Here is a 14,583-nt window from a genome sequence, read left to right as displayed (position 1 = left end):
GCTTTCTAGTTTATTTCTTTCCGTGCACACTGCTTGCCATGCGACATACAACATGTAAGAACGTGTTTGCGATCTTACTGCGCGAGCGCAATTTGTGTCGATGCGGGGCTCATGTGCTGCTCAAAATGCTCATGTACTTAAGTACATTCCGCTTTTTGCGCTGCTCTTCTCCCCGTTGACGCTCGCTCGCTACAGATCGTAAACGCGTTCTAAAAGGCGCACATAAAAAATACAGGAGACAGAAATGAAACAGAGCAAGAGAAAGCAGAAATTCTTACGTCGGTCTGCCGTAGCATTGTTAGTCGCATCAGGTACTGTTGCAGGCAGCGGTATCAGTCAGGCACAAACCACGCCACCTGCTACAACGGAATCTGCAAATTCAGAACCGACCACGGTAGTCGTAACTGCCCGTCGCCGCGAAGAATCTCTGCAAGATGTGCCTGTTTCTGTCACGGCTTTCTCTGCTGACCAGCTCTCTAAAACTGCTGTCCCCGACATCGTCGGCCTGGTACAAACGCTGCCCAATACGACCATGAAAGCTTCGCGTGCGACCAATTCCACGCTGACTGCCTTCATCCGTGGAGTGGGTCAGCAAGACCCGCTGGCTGGTTTTGAGGCTGGCGTCGGTATTTATCTCGATGATGTGTATATCGCCCGCCCGCAAGGCGCTGTGGCTGATATCTATGATGTAGAGCGAATAGAAGTCTTGCGTGGCCCCCAGGGTACCTTGTATGGCCGCAATACCATAGGCGGTGCCGTCAAATATGTGACACGCAAACTGCAGCCGGAAACCGATGTGCGCCTGAAAGCCACGGTAGGTACTTATGGTCAGACCGATGCGGTATTGACGGCCAGCACTCCAGTATCCGATACCCTGCGGGTAGGTGCCAGCCTGGCAAAGTTCAAGCGCAATGGTTTTGGCAAGAACCTGCTGACCGGGGCAGACAACTATGATAAGGACGTTACTGCTGCCCGCCTCAGTGCAGAATTTACGCTGAACTCCAATCTGTTCATCCGCGTCTCGGCAGATACCAGCCAGGATGATTCCAGCCCCAAGAACGGCTACCGCCTGACCGTGGGTAATACCAGCAAGGCACCGATACTCGACAATGTTTTTGATACCCGCGCCAATCTGACCTCGGCACTCGGCCATCTCCAGCAAGTCAAGCAAACCGGCGCTTCTGCGCTGGTGGAATGGCAGATCAATAATGAGCTGACACTGAAATCGATTACCGCCAGCCGTCGCGATACCTCCTATGCACCTATCGATTTTGACTCTTTGCCGACGGTCGATCTGGAAGCGCCCGCACTGTACAAGAACCGTCAGTTCAGCCAGGAATTACAACTTAGCTATAGCGGCAAAACCATACAGGGCGTGGCCGGTGTGTATTACATCGATGCCAATGCCTATAACAAATTCGATACCCTGCTCAATGGTGCATTGCCGCTGTCTGTGTACACCATGGGCGATGTCGATACCAAGGCCTGGGCAGTGTTTGCCGATGGCAGCATGAATTTGTCAGACACGATCAGCGTGTCAGCTGGTGGCCGTTATACCTCGGACACACGTCAGGCAGCAGTCTTGCGTCAGCTATATCTGGGCACCAAGGGATCGCCAGAAATGGGCAACCCTGGCGCTGTACTGTTCCGCACAGACACTAATCTGACCAAGAGCGATCTGGACCGTACTGATACCAAGTTCACACCTCGTCTGTCTTTGAACTGGAAGGCCAATGCCGATAACAATGTCTACGCATCCTGGTCGCAGGGCTTCAAGGGTGGTGGTTTTGATCCGCGTCTGAATGTGGTTGGTACCAAGATCAGCCTGGCCAAAGCAAAAAGTGGTTATGAGCCCGAAGAAATCGAAACTGTGGAACTGGGTCTGAAGTCGCAATTTGACAAAGGCCGCATCATGACCAATGCTGCCCTGTTCTTCAGTAATTACAAGAATGTGCAGATACCTGGTTCAGTCGCGGTAGATACCGACGGCGACGGCAAGGATGACAACTTTGCCGGTGTGACGACTAATGCAGGCAGGGCCCGCATCAAGGGCTTTGAGCTGGAAGCGACCGCGCGTATTACCGATGCCTTCCGTCTTTCTGGCATGCTCAGCTATATCGATGCCAAGTACACGCAATTCATCGTGGCCGGTGTCGATGTCGCCAGCCAGAAGGTATTCCAGAATACACCCAAGCAATCCGCCAACCTGACTGCCAGCTATGACTGGCCGCTGAATATGGTGGGCAAGAATGGCACTTTGTCTTTGATAGGTAGTTATTCCTACCGCGCCGCGACCAATCAGTTTGAGACACCCAATGCCCTGTTGGACCAGGATGCATATTCGCTGTGGGATGCCAGCCTGGTCTGGACCAGCACCGACAAGCGCCTGCGTGCTGGCCTGCATGGCAAGAATCTCAGCAATACCAAATACAAGGTAGCTGGTTATTTGTTCCCTACCCTGGGCCTGGAAGGCAGCACGACAGCCTTCTATGGTAACCCAAGGACAGTCTCGGCCACGGTGGAATACCGTTTCTAGCCCGGTGACAGCGAGAGGACATTGTGTGACTACTTTCACTGACATCAGCTTTATCAGTACAGATGGCCTGCAATTGTATGCGCGGGATTATCCATCGCAGGGCGGGCAGGCCAAATGTGCAGTCATCTGCATCCACGGCCTGACCCGCAATTCAGGTGATTTTGAAGAGCTGGCACCTTGGATAGCAGAACAGGGGCGGCGCGTGATTGTGGTCGATGTCAGGGGGCGTGGCCGCTCCCAGCATGATGCCGACCCCGGGCACTACAACACGGTCACCTACGCCAATGATGTCATCAAACTCACCCATGACCTGGGTATAGGCAGGGCTGTGTTCATCGGTACATCCATGGGTGGTCTCATCACCATGACGGTGGCGGCGCGCAAATTGAATCTGATTGCTGCCGCTGTTCTTAATGATGTTGGCCCTGCCTTATCCGCAAAAGGCCTGAGCCGGATAGCCGGGTTTGCTGGCAAGGCCGTGGAAGTGCAAGACTGGGATGAGGCCACACAATACATACGCCAGGTGAATGTGTCTGCCTTTCCTGACAACAGCATGGAAGAATGGGCTAAGTGGGCCAGGCGGGCTTTTGCTCAAAACATCGATGGCAAGCTGGTGCTGCAATATGATCCGAATATTGCCCGCCCTTTGCAAACCGGTCAGTTAAAAACTAGATCCTGGGTCGCCAATTTTGCTTTCCGCCGCCTTGCCAGAAACCGGCCCACACTGTTGATACGTGGCGACCTGTCAGACCTGATCGAACCTGAGCAACTAGCCTATATGCGAAATCTCGCACCTGGCATGCAATATGCAGAAGTCAATGGCGTGGGTCATGCGCCCATGCTCATGGAAGCGCAGGCACAAAAAGCCATCAGAGAATTTTTAGCCACAGTGGATTAAGCGATTTGCAGTATGCTTATGAGCACAGTCAAAAAAAGAGCATGGGAAATGCCGCTGACAAACTGCATGCAGTTCCACAACGTAAAATTAGCAGGAGACAAAATGCAAGCAAGAAAAAGTTTCAAACTCGTCTGTCTGGTCATGGCAATGACAGGCGCATTCAGTTCTGCCAGCAGCCTCGCACAGGACCTGAAAATCGCCCTCATTGCTGGCAAGACTGGCCAGCTTGAAGCCTATGCCAAGGAAACCGAAACCGGCTTCATGATGGGGTTGGAGTATCTGACTGGCGGCAAGATGGAAATCAATGGCCGCAAGATCAAGGTCATCGTCAAGGATGATCAGAGCAAACCTGACCTGGGCCGTACGGCACTGGCTGAAGCCTTTGGTGATGACAAGGCCGATATTGCCGTTGGCACCAGTTCATCAGGTTCTGCCGTTGCCATGCTGCCAGTGGCAGAAGAATACAAAAAACTGTTGATCGTTGAGCCTGCTGTGGCAGATGCCATCACCGGTGAAAAATGGAATCGCTATATCTTCCGCACCAGCCGTAATTCCATGCAGGATGGCCTGGCTGCGGCCAGCACCATCAAGGCGGGTGGCAGTATAGCCTTCCTGGCTCAGGATTATGCTTTTGGCCGCGATGGCGTCAAAGCCGCCAAGGAAGCCCTGACGACAGTTGGTGCCAAGGCCAAGGTCGTGCATGAAGAATATGCGGCACAAAACACCACAGACTTTACCGCTGCCGCGCAGCGTATTTTTGATGTACTCAAAGACAAGCCTGAGCCGCGTGTCTTGCAAATCATCTGGTCTGGGGCCAATCCCATGAACAAGCTGGCCGACATGAAGCCGGAACGCTTTGGCATTACCCTGGCACCTGGTGGCAATATCCTGCCCGTCATGAAAAACTGGAAGACTTACGTAGGTACCCAGGGCACGATTTACTACTACTACGACTTTCCCAAAAACAAGATGAATGACTGGCTGGTGGCTGAGCATACCAAGCGCTTTAAAGCACCGCCTGACTTCTTCACCGCTGGTGGTTTTGCCGCTGCCAGCGCAGTGTACACAGCCATCAGTAAAGCCAAATCCACCGACACTGAAAAACTCATTGCTGCCATGGAAGGCATGGAGTTTGATACGCCTAAAGGCAAGATGAATTTCCGCAAGGAAGATCATCAGGCCATGCAAGCCATGTACCATTTCAAGATCAAGAAAGACCAGAAAAATGAATGGGATTTGCTGGAACTGGTCAGGGAAATACCTGCCAGCGAGTTGCCAGTCCCGCTCAAGAACAAGCGCTGATGATGGCAGGAGCACAAATGAGTGGTATGCCCTCGCTATCAACCCGTGAACTGACGATCAGGTTTGGCGGCCATGTGGCCGTCAACCAGGTAACGGCGGACTTTTATCCCGGCACTCTGACCGTCATCGTCGGCCCTAACGGTGCGGGTAAAACCACTTACTTCAACCTGATGTCGGGTCAATTACCTGCCAGCGCAGGCAGCGTACATCTGTTTGGTATAGACATCACGGCCAAAGGTGCGGCAGAACGCACGCGCAGGGGCATAGGCCGGGCTTTTCAATTGACCAATCTCTTTCCCAATTTGTCAGTTATAGAAAATGTCAGGCTGGCAGTGCAAAGCAGGGTCGGGCTGGGTTTGAGCATCTTTTCATTGTGGTCTGACCATGCCAGCCTGCTGAAGCGTGCAGAACATTATTTGCACAAGGTTGCGCTGGCGGACCGCAAGTCGGCCAAAGTCTCTGCGCTGTCGCACGGCGACAAGCGCAAGCTTGAAGTAGCGATCCTGCTGGCACTGGAACCTGAAGTCATGATGTTCGATGAACCCACGGCAGGCATGAGTGTTGATGAAGTGCCGGTAGTGCTGGACCTGATCCACCAGGTCAAGGCGGAGCGTAAAAAAACCATCTTGCTGGTTGAGCATAAGATGGATGTCGTACGTTCATTGGCTGACCGCATCATTGTCCTGCATAACGGTGCGCTGGTGGCCGATGGTGAACCGGTCAGCGTCATGGCATCTGCCATCGTGCAAGAGGCCTATCTGGGTGTTGCCCCGGAAACCAGGGAAGAGCAACATGTCTGAAGCCATACTGACACTGGCCGGTGTGCATACTCATATCGGCGAATACCACATCCTGCAAGGTGTGGATATGCAGGTGCCACGCGGTGGCCTCTCGGTTTTACTGGGCCGCAATGGTGCAGGCAAGACCACAACCCTGCGTACCATCATGGGCTTGTGGAAAGCCAGCCAAGGCAAGATACATTTCGATGGCCGCGATATCACTGGCATGGCAACGCCGGACATCGCCCAACTGGGCATTGCCTATGTGCCAGAAAGCATGGCGATATTTTCTGATTTAACAGTCAAGGAAAACCTGCTGCTGGCTGCACGCAATGGTCCGCTCGATAATAATCGTGTTGAATGGATATGCGGCTTCTTCCCGGCTTTAAAAAAATTCTGGAATTACCCGGCGGGTAATCTGTCTGGTGGCCAAAAGCAAATGGTCGCCATCGCCCGCGCCATCGTTGAACCGCGCAAACTGATACTGGTGGATGAACCGACCAAGGGCCTGGCACCTGCCATCATCCTTAGCCTCATGGCCGCCTTCAATGAATTGAAAGCCAGCGACACCACCATCTTGCTGGTCGAGCAAAATTTCAATTTCGTGCGCAAGCTGGGGGACACGGTGGCCGTCATGGATGATGGCCGTGTTGTCCATGCCGGCGGCATGCAGGCGCTGGCTGACGACAATGACCTGCAACAGCATTTGCTGGGCCTGTCACTGGCCGCGCATCAATAAAGCAAGAGGAAAAACAATGACAGATACTGCTCTGGATAATACCGCCAAGCCAGAAGTCGCCAGCCTGCCGACCGCGCCACGCGATATCTGGCCGCCGGTACTGGTGCCAGCCCTGGCCTTGCTGATGTTGCCGCTGGTCGGTAGCTTTCCAACCTGGATCACCCTGACCGTCGCGGGCCTGGCCATGGGCATGATGATCTTTATCATGGCCAGCGGCCTGACCCTGATCTTTGGCTTGATGGATGTATTAAATTTTGGTCACGGTGCTTTTGTATCCGTCGGCGCCTTTGTCGCCACGCTGGTGCTCTTGCCCATGCACGGCTGGATGGAGGCTGATTCCTTGCTAATGAACCTGGCAGCACTGGGCCTGGCTATCCTGCTGGCGATGCTGGCAACCGGCTTGCTGGGCTGGGCCTTCGAGCGCGTTATCATCATGCCCGTATATGGCCAGCATCTGAAGCAAATCCTCATCACCATGGGCGGCATGATCGTTGCTGAACAGATGATCAATGTCATCTGGGGGGCAGAGCAAATCCCTTTGCCGCTGCCAACCAGCCTGCGCGGCTCCATCCTGCTGGGGGATGCCGCCATAGAAAAATACCGCCTGATTGCTGTCGTGGTTGGCTTGCTGGTATTCATCGCGATGTTCCTGGTGTTGAACCGCAGCAAACTGGGTTTACTGATACGTGCCGGTGTAGAAAATGGCGAGATGGTAGAAGCACTCGGTTACCGCATACGCCGCCTGTTTGTACTGGTGTTTGCTGCCGGTTCGGCGCTGGCTGGCCTTGGCGGCGTCATGTGGGGTTTATATAAAGAAAGCCTGACCGCAGCCATGGGCGGCGACATCATGGTCATGGTGTTCATCGTCATCATCATTGGTGGTCTGGGTTCTGTAGGTGGCTGTTTTATCGGTGCCTTGCTGATGGCGCTGGTGGCCAATTACGCCGGCTTCCTGGTGCCCAAGCTGGCGCTGGTGTCGAATATTTTGCTGATGATCGCCGTGTTGCTGTGGCGTCCGACTGGACTGTATACCGTGGTAAGGCGTTAAGACATGAATGCAATGAAACAAATCCTGTCGGATGATTTTCCGCGTAACCGCTGGCTGGGGCTGATCCTGGTGGCGATATTTCTGGGCCTGGCCTGTGCCCCCTTCATCACCAGCGGTGCGCGACCCTTGAATACTGCTGCCACCATTTGTGTCTACATCGTGCTGGTTGCTTCATATGACCTGTTGCTCGGTTATACCGGCATAGTCTCATTCGCCCACACCATGTTTTTTGGCATAGGTGCCTACGGCATAGGTCTGGCGCTGGCCAATGGTGCGCCATCCTGGGTGCTGGCTGCTGTAGGCCTGCTGGCTGCATTATTGGTGACGCTGTTGCTGGCCCTGATCGTTGGCCTGTTTGCCTTGCGTGTAAGGGCGATTTTCTACGCCATGATCACGCTGGCAGTGGCTTCATCCTTTGCTGTGCTGACATCGCAATTGTCAGAGTTTACGGGTGGTGAAGATGGCAAGACTTTCAGCGTGCCTGCTTTGCTGTCGCCTGCCTACCGCTTGTTTGAGACAGAGATATTTGGCCGTGTTGTCGATGGTAAGGTGATTACCTATTACATCGTGTTCATAGGCTGTGCCCTGTTATTCCTGTTCTTGCTGCGTGTTGTCAATTCTCCTTTTGGCCGCGTCTTGCAGGCGATACGCGAAAATGATTTTCGTGCCGAGGCGCTGGGTTATCGTACCGTGTATTACCGCATTCTGGCGAATTGCATCGCGGCGCTGGTTGCAGCCATGGCAGGTGCCCTGATGGCCTTGTGGCTGCGTTATGTCGGGCCCAAGTCCATGCTGAGTTTTGAAGTCATGACAGATATTTTATTGATCGTGGTGATAGGTGGCATGGGGACCATGTATGGCGCGGTGGTTGGTGCGACCTTGTTCATACTGGCGCAGAATTATTTGAAGAGTTTGATGGCTGTGGCATCGTCGTCTTTGGCTGATGTGCCGTTGCTGGCGAGTGCCTTGCATCCGGATCGCTGGATGTTGTGGCTGGGGGTGTTGTTTGTGGTGTCGATTTATTTTTTTCCTGCTGGCATAGTGGGGAAATTGAGGGGTAGTGGGCTTAAAAATTGATTCCTTCCCCTTCAAAGGGATATTTGTGGGAATTCGCAAAGCATGCTTTGCGCCACAAATGTCTAAGCAGCTTGCAAGCTGCGCGGTGGAATGGTTAGGATGGAGATGGGGTTCTGTCGATAAACGGCAGTCATATATTCGTCGCTCCAGCGCAGGCTGGAGCCCAGTGGCGTTCGTTGTATTGCCGTACTTTGATTAAAGCGATTGCCCTTCGTGGACACGAGCCGGGTCTCGGCCCGGCGGCCGAAGTACTTTCTTTGGTCGCCAAAGAAAGTACTCAAAGAAAGGCGACCCAGGCGTAGTCGCCCCCTGAAGGGGGTTCCCGTTTGTGCAGTACAAAAAATGGGAAGATCCGAAACTCGCCTGCGGCTCAAACAGCGGCTCTTCTTTTCCCATTTTCTGTACTGCACAAACGGCGCCTACACATGGGAACTGCAAACGTCAAAAACAACCGCAACCGCACGACCACCGCTTCACGTGATTTGATTCCTTAGTTTTTGCAACCGGCAGGCCAGCTGCGTACTCCCCATACAAAGCCTGGCCTGTCGTCCTTGCAAATCAGCGGACATCCTGTTTCGAACCAAACTCCCTGTCCAGTAAGGAATAGCATTTAAGATCAACATAGCGCCCATGTTTGTATTCACACTCACGTAATACACCTTCTAGCCTGAACCCCAGTTTTTCTATCAAACGCCAGCTTGCAATATTCTCTGGCTCAACCATGGCTTGCAAGCGGTGCAGGCCGAGGTGTTCAAAGCAGTGAGTGATGATGGCGTTCATGCATTCAGGGATGACAGCCTTACCCCAGTGGTCGGGCGAAAGCCAGAAGCCGGTTTCTGCGCAATGGTGTTCCTGTTCCCATTCATGCAGGCCGCAAGTGCCTATCAACTGCTCAGGTGCTTCTTTGCTGCAAATACCCCACCACAGGCCCGTGCCGTCTTGCCATACCTGTTCATACCAGTCCATCTGCGCCTGTGTTGATGCCAGGGTTTCGTAGCTGATGCCATAGTATTCAGTAACGTGCGGGTCGGACAAGCCGCGAAAAACGGCTGGCATATCGGTAGCGACGATGCGGCGCAGTTGATAGTTTGCGGTCTGTAATATGGGGTAAGGTTTGGTTTCAGACATATAAGCTTTGCAATAACAGGTAACAATCAAACATTCTAATGCCTGTAGAGGCAGGGAGTTGCGCTGTTCTGTAACTCCTTAACTGCGCAAAATCTGGGATAATCCGTCTGCTCGTTATCAGCGAGTGAATTGATTAACAATATTGAAGAAATAATGAGCCCAGAGCAACGCAAAGAAGCTTCCGAACTGGAATTGCATAAACGTGGTATCCGCATCAATGTGCAATTGCATGTGATTGAGTCTGATGAAGAAGTGGAACTGCGCAGGCCTGAAGAGCTGATGCAACGCATGCTGGCCTTGTGGGCGGTGACTGCTGTTGCTGCAGGTGGCGATGTTGCACACTATCGCGCCTATCTGGAAACCCATGGTCTGAGGGCTTGTTTGTCAGCGCAGGAGCAGGCATTTTTGTTTGCAGATGACATCACTGAAGAATTGCGTACGCAATTTCTGCAAAGGCAGGAAGCCCTGTATTTCCTCGCCTGGGCCGCGGGTTTGACCGACAAGCTGGCGGTACCTACGCAAGCAGCAAACCTCAAGCAAATCCTGAAACTCTTCCCGCATGCGCTGGAAGCGCCCGAGCGTTTGCAGGCAGCCATGAAGCCGCGCCGCAAGGGCCAGGTGCTGGACTGGTCGGATTTATTGTACCGCCTGCACTGGGCAGTTCGTCATGCACATATCACTGGCCGTGATGCTCCGGGCAATTTGAATGCAGATGCGGTGCGCGAATGGCATCAGGCAGCCAACTGGCTGTGCCAGTATGAAGAAGAAAATGACTGGGACAAGGTCAGTACTGAAACTTGACCTAAGTCTTGCTTAGAAAGATCTGATACTTGTGCGTCCAGCCTTGCAATCATTGACTTCTTCCAATACCTTTTGACAGCGCGGGCCTGAGAATTCAGCCTGCAGGGCGTCAAGAAAAACTCGTGTTCTGGCTGGCATCAGGCGACGACCAGGGAATACTGCCCAGACGGTAACTTCAGGCAGTTTCCAGTCTTCCAGCAAGGGCACGAGCTCCCCCTTGTGTACATGCTGACCGGCAAAATGATCTGCCAGCATGGTGATGCCTTTTCCGCGCACCGCCAGGCGCGTCAGCAATTCAGGTGAATTGGCACTGGCACGGCCAGGTGGTATGCCTTCCCAGACTGCACCATCTTTTTCCATGCGCCAGACCGAGGCTTCGCCATTGCGGGTAGTCAGGCGCAGGCAATCATGTTCCATCAGGGCTTCAGGCTCTGCCGGTGCGCCATGCAGCTTCAGGTAAGCAGGTGAAGCGTACAAACCCACACTGAAACGTACCAATCCGCGTGCCGCAAGTGATGCATCATCCGGCAAGTCACCAACGCGTATGGCCACATCAAAATTCTCCCCGATCAAATCTACCCTGCGTGGTGACAGATCCAGCTCCAGGTTCACCGCAGGGTATTTGCTGATGAAGTCAGATAACAACTCACCCATCTGGTGATTACCAAAATCGCCAGGCATGGATACCTTCAACCTGCCACTCGGCTCAGCCTGCCTGTGCTGGGTCAGAGCCAGCGTGGCATTCACTTCTTCCTGCACATGTTGTGCATGCAGCAAAACATTCTGACCCAGGTCAGTCACCGTCAGTTTGCGTGTGGTGCGCAAGATCAGGCGCTCGCCTAACTGGGCTTCGAGGACAGATATGCGGCGCGACAGCGTTGATTTGGGCACCCCCAGCTTCTCTGCCGCCTTGCTGAAGCTGCCTTCTTCGATGACGCAGGCAAATAGCAAAAGGTCATTGGCTTCGAGTGTCATGGTCGGCTCCCCATATTAATCCTCTATTTTCCTATTTTTGGAACAATGATATCCATTTTAACGCCTTCCGGATTGTTTTTGGAACGATTAAAGTAGGTCCATCAACTCTTTATCTGAAAGGAACACAAAATGAACATCCTGCAAATCAACTCCAGCGCCTGTGTCCAAGGCTCTCATTCCACCCAACTGGCAAACAGCCTGGTTGAGGCTTTACTGGAAACATCTTCCGGTGCCACCGTGAATGTACGTGACCTGGGTAGTAATCCTCACCCCATACTTGATGAAACAGCACTGCAAGCCCTGTTCACCCCGGCAGACCAGCGTACTGCAGAACAACAAGCCCGCGTTGCCCTGGATGATGCCCTGATTGCAGAAATCCAGGCTGCCAATGTAGTGGTACTCGGCGCACCGATGTATAACTTTGGCATCTCGGCTCAATTGAAAAACTGGATAGATGCGATTTCCCGCGCCCAGGTGACTTTCCGTTATACCGCCAATGGCCCAGAAGGCTTGTTGACTGGCAAGAAAGTATATGTGGTACTGACACGTGGTGGCTTGTATCGCAATACACCAAACGACACACAAATGCCTTACCTGAAAACCTTCTTTGGCTTCCTGGGCATGACCGATGTAGAGTTTGTCTATGCAGAAGGTCTGGCCATGGGGCCAGATGCAGAAAAAGCATCTCTGGCTTCGGCACACCAGCAAATTAATGATTTACTGCCTGCTTAATCGAAAACATTAACGGGCTATCTACGAGGACGATGGATCATGGAAACGACAGATGTAGTTGCAAGCAATACAGTTCAACAGGCTGAAAGCGTGAATACTTCACGCACGGTAGAACAACTGGTCGCCGGGCAGCCTACTTCAGATGGTGCCGGTGTCAAGCTGACACGGGTATTGACGCAGCCGTTGCAATACCGGCTGGACCCCTTCCTCATGCTGGATGCTTTCGGCAGTGATGAGGCAGGTGACTACATCGCCGGTTTCCCCAGCCATCCTCACCGTGGTTTTGAAACCATCACCTATATGCTGGCGGGTCGCATGCGCCACCGCGACAGTGCCGGTAATGAAGGCTTGCTGCAAAACGGCGGTGTGCAATGGATGACGGCAGGTCGTGGTGTAATTCACTCAGAAATGCCGGAACAGGAAGAAGGCCGCATGGCAGGTTTCCAGTTATGGCTGAACCTGCCAGCAAAAGACAAGATGATCGCCCCCTGGTACCGCGATATCCAGAGCGACACCATTCCTGAATTGCTGACCGCAGCTGGTGTCAAGGTACGCATCATCGCCGGTAGCAGCCATGGTGTGGCAGGTGCCGTGCAGCGTGAAATTACTCAGCCGCTGTATCTGGATATACACATGCCGGCCGGTAGCAGTTTCAGCCACAGCCTGCCTGCCAGTTTCAATGCCTTTGTGTATGTCTATGAAGGTGAAGTGCAGATAGGCGAGCGCGAGGTGTCGGTGCAACGCATGGCGATTTTGAAAAAATCGCTGGATGCAGATGGGGTGGTGATTGATGCCAAGGTGGATAGCCGCTTGTTGTTGATTGCCGGCCAGCCTCTGAGTGAAACCATCGTGCAGTATGGGCCGTTTGTGATGAATAGTCAGACGGAAATTTTTAAAGCGATTAGTGATTTTCGCGAGGGTAAACTAGCCGAAGTTGTTTGATACAAGAGCGTGCTGAACGAGGGAACTTCGTAGGTTGGGCTACGCTTTATCAGCCCAACACTGGGCCTCTGCAAACGTATACGTCATTTAAACGCCGAGTGTTGGGCTGATGAAGCGTAGCCCAACCTACGATCCTAAAAATGAACAAAATTTACATGTAAGGAAAACAAAATGAAACAAACAGAAACCATAGGACCCGTCTTCGGCTCTTTCATCGCCCGCGTCCTGATCGCCCTGATCTTCGTGGCATCTGGTGCCAGCAAGATCTCTGGCTTTGAGCAAACCGTAGGCTATATCGCCAGCAAGGGCCTGCCTTTGCCTGCCCTTGATGCAATTGCTGCCATCGTAGTAGAGCTGGGTGGCGGCCTCATGCTCATCGTCGGCTGGCGCGCACGCTGGGCTGCAGCGGCAATGATACTGTTCACGCTGGCAGCGGCTGTCATCTTCCATAATTTCTGGGGTGTACCAGCAGATGCAGCGCAAAACCAGATGATACATTTCATGAAAAATATCTCCATGGCGGGTGGCTTGTTATATGTACTGATACATGGCAGTGGTGGCTGGAGCCTGGATGGACGTAAAGTCTGATCAGGAATATCTTGCCCGGCTACAATAGTTGAAAACAGCGGATTTGTCTGACGGCAAGTCCGCTGTTTTTTTGCGTGGAAATGTCGTCGTTTCATCGTCCTGTAATCTTGCCTTCATACGCCTGACATATTTTTGTCCAATACTCCCGTGGATTAGCACAATTGTCCAGGCGGGGTAAATGCGATGAAGATAGAAATCAATGGTATTTCCAAAACCTTTAAAGGTGGTTACCAGGCGCTGGACAATATTGCGTTGACTTTTGCGCCCGGTGAAATGGTCGCGCTCATCGGTGCTTCGGGTTCTGGCAAGTCAACTTTATTGCGCCATATCTCTGGTCTGATCACAGCCAATGCAGAGAAGAATGATATTCGTCTCGGTGAGCAAGTCTTGCAGGCCAATGGTGTGGTCGGCAAGCAGATACGCCATCTGCGTTCGCAAATTGGTTTTGTTTTCCAGCAATTCAATCTGGTCGGGCGCTTGCCTGTGCTGACCAATGTTCTCACTGGTGGCATAGCCCGCATCCCGCTGTGGCGCAGTTGTTTCCGTATTTTTACTAAAGAAGAAAAAGCCCTGGGCCTGGCAGCGCTGGCCCGCGTGGGTATTGCTGAACATGCTTACAAGCGTGCATCAGCCTTGTCTGGCGGTCAGCAGCAGCGCGCGGCGATTGCCCGCACTATCGTGCAACAAGCCAAGGTCATTCTGGCAGATGAGCCAATAGCTTCGCTGGACCCTGAATCTGCCCGTCGCGTCATGCAGACCCTGGCTGATTTGAATCGCCAGGATGGTACGACGGTGGTGGTTTCATTGCACCAGGTTGATGTGGCTTTTCGTTTTTGCCCGCGCACGGTAGCGCTCTCGCGTGGCCGTGTCGTCTACGACGGTCCTTCCAGCGAACTGACAGTAGCCATGTTGCGTGATCTATATGGTGCAGAGGCAGAAGAATTGCTCAATCCTGTTCCCGCCAGCACGGCAAGTTCGGCACCTGTTGTCGACACCCTCTCTTTACCCACTCTCGCGGCTGCCGCCTGAGTTTCTTTC

Annotated in this window: 14 protein-coding genes; 12 read left to right on the top strand and 2 right to left on the bottom strand. The window is 53.0% G+C overall.

Annotation, left to right across the window (positions count from 1 at the left end; genetic code table 11):
- Positions 1-244: 244 nt before the first annotated feature.
- The 7 genes from ACO0LC_RS17525 to ACO0LC_RS17495 all read left to right on the top strand — a co-directional run bounded on the left by ACO0LC_RS17525 (position 245) and on the right by ACO0LC_RS17495 (position 8,379).
- Positions 245-2,536 (top strand): TonB-dependent receptor, encoded by a 2,292-nt coding sequence (locus ACO0LC_RS17525; RefSeq protein WP_423005362.1) that lies wholly within the window; start codon positions 245-247, stop codon positions 2,534-2,536.
- Between the two features lie 25 nt (positions 2,537-2,561).
- A complete protein-coding gene (locus ACO0LC_RS17520; RefSeq protein ID WP_423005360.1) occupies positions 2,562-3,434 on the top strand; it encodes an alpha/beta fold hydrolase in 873 nt (290 codons plus the stop codon).
- 102 nt (positions 3,435-3,536) lie between these two features.
- Positions 3,537-4,736, top strand: a complete 1,200-nt coding sequence (locus ACO0LC_RS17515; RefSeq protein WP_423005358.1) for a substrate-binding domain-containing protein — start codon at positions 3,537-3,539, stop codon at positions 4,734-4,736.
- A gap of 26 nt (positions 4,737-4,762) precedes the next feature.
- The gene (locus ACO0LC_RS17510; RefSeq protein WP_423005736.1) at positions 4,763-5,536 is read left to right on the top strand and encodes an ABC transporter ATP-binding protein; all 774 of its coding nucleotides are present in this window, start codon (positions 4,763-4,765) and stop codon (positions 5,534-5,536) included.
- Positions 5,529-6,254 (top strand): ABC transporter ATP-binding protein, encoded by a 726-nt coding sequence (locus tag ACO0LC_RS17505; RefSeq protein ID WP_423005356.1) that lies wholly within the window; start codon positions 5,529-5,531, stop codon positions 6,252-6,254. Before ACO0LC_RS17510 ends, ACO0LC_RS17505 begins: the two co-directional genes overlap by 8 nt.
- Before the next feature lie 16 nt (positions 6,255-6,270).
- The gene (locus tag ACO0LC_RS17500) at positions 6,271-7,302 is read left to right on the top strand and encodes a branched-chain amino acid ABC transporter permease (RefSeq protein ID WP_423005354.1); all 1,032 of its coding nucleotides are present in this window, start codon (positions 6,271-6,273) and stop codon (positions 7,300-7,302) included.
- Between the two features lie 12 nt (positions 7,303-7,314).
- Entirely contained in the window at positions 7,315-8,379 is a 1,065-nt protein-coding gene (locus tag ACO0LC_RS17495; RefSeq protein WP_423005734.1) for a branched-chain amino acid ABC transporter permease, read from the top strand.
- A 558-nt stretch (positions 8,380-8,937) separates the two neighbouring features.
- Here the strand turns inward: ACO0LC_RS17495 and ACO0LC_RS17490 are convergent.
- A complete protein-coding gene (locus ACO0LC_RS17490; RefSeq protein WP_423005352.1) occupies positions 8,938-9,507 on the bottom strand; it encodes a GNAT family N-acetyltransferase in 570 nt (189 codons plus the stop codon).
- 153 nt (positions 9,508-9,660) lie between these two features.
- Between ACO0LC_RS17490 and ACO0LC_RS17485 the strand changes: the two genes are divergently transcribed.
- Positions 9,661-10,308, top strand: coding sequence for a DUF4272 domain-containing protein (locus ACO0LC_RS17485; RefSeq protein WP_423005350.1), 648 nt, complete (start codon positions 9,661-9,663; stop codon positions 10,306-10,308).
- 12 nt (positions 10,309-10,320) lie between these two features.
- Here ACO0LC_RS17485 and ACO0LC_RS17480 read toward each other — a convergent pair whose 3' ends face one another.
- Positions 10,321-11,283 carry a LysR substrate-binding domain-containing protein gene (locus ACO0LC_RS17480; protein ID WP_423005348.1) on the bottom strand — a complete coding sequence of 321 codons (963 nt, stop codon included), beginning with the start codon at positions 11,281-11,283 and terminating at the stop codon, positions 10,321-10,323.
- Between the two features lie 129 nt (positions 11,284-11,412).
- Between ACO0LC_RS17480 and ACO0LC_RS17475 the strand changes: the two genes are divergently transcribed.
- The 4 genes from ACO0LC_RS17475 (at position 11,413) to phnC (ending at position 14,574) form a co-directional block, all read left to right on the top strand.
- Entirely contained in the window at positions 11,413-12,015 is a 603-nt protein-coding gene (locus ACO0LC_RS17475; protein ID WP_423005346.1) for an FMN-dependent NADH-azoreductase, read from the top strand.
- Positions 12,016-12,054: 39 nt separating this feature from the next.
- Positions 12,055-12,957, top strand: coding sequence for a pirin family protein (locus ACO0LC_RS17470; protein WP_423005344.1), 903 nt, complete (start codon positions 12,055-12,057; stop codon positions 12,955-12,957).
- Between the two features lie 171 nt (positions 12,958-13,128).
- Complete coding sequence (locus ACO0LC_RS17465; protein WP_423005342.1) at positions 13,129-13,545, top strand: DoxX family protein; 417 nt, start codon at positions 13,129-13,131, stop codon at positions 13,543-13,545.
- Positions 13,546-13,728: 183 nt separating this feature from the next.
- Positions 13,729-14,574, top strand: coding sequence for a phosphonate ABC transporter ATP-binding protein (gene phnC, locus ACO0LC_RS17460; RefSeq protein WP_423005340.1), 846 nt, complete (start codon positions 13,729-13,731; stop codon positions 14,572-14,574).
- Positions 14,575-14,583: the final 9 nt, after the last annotated feature.

Origin of the sequence: Undibacterium sp. JH2W (genome assembly GCF_049340425.1) — a bacterium.
Classification (GTDB): Bacteria; Pseudomonadota; Gammaproteobacteria; order Burkholderiales; family Burkholderiaceae_D; genus Undibacterium.
The sequence above is the reverse complement of the archived record's forward strand: the minus strand, read 5'-3'. Positions and strand labels throughout refer to the sequence as shown.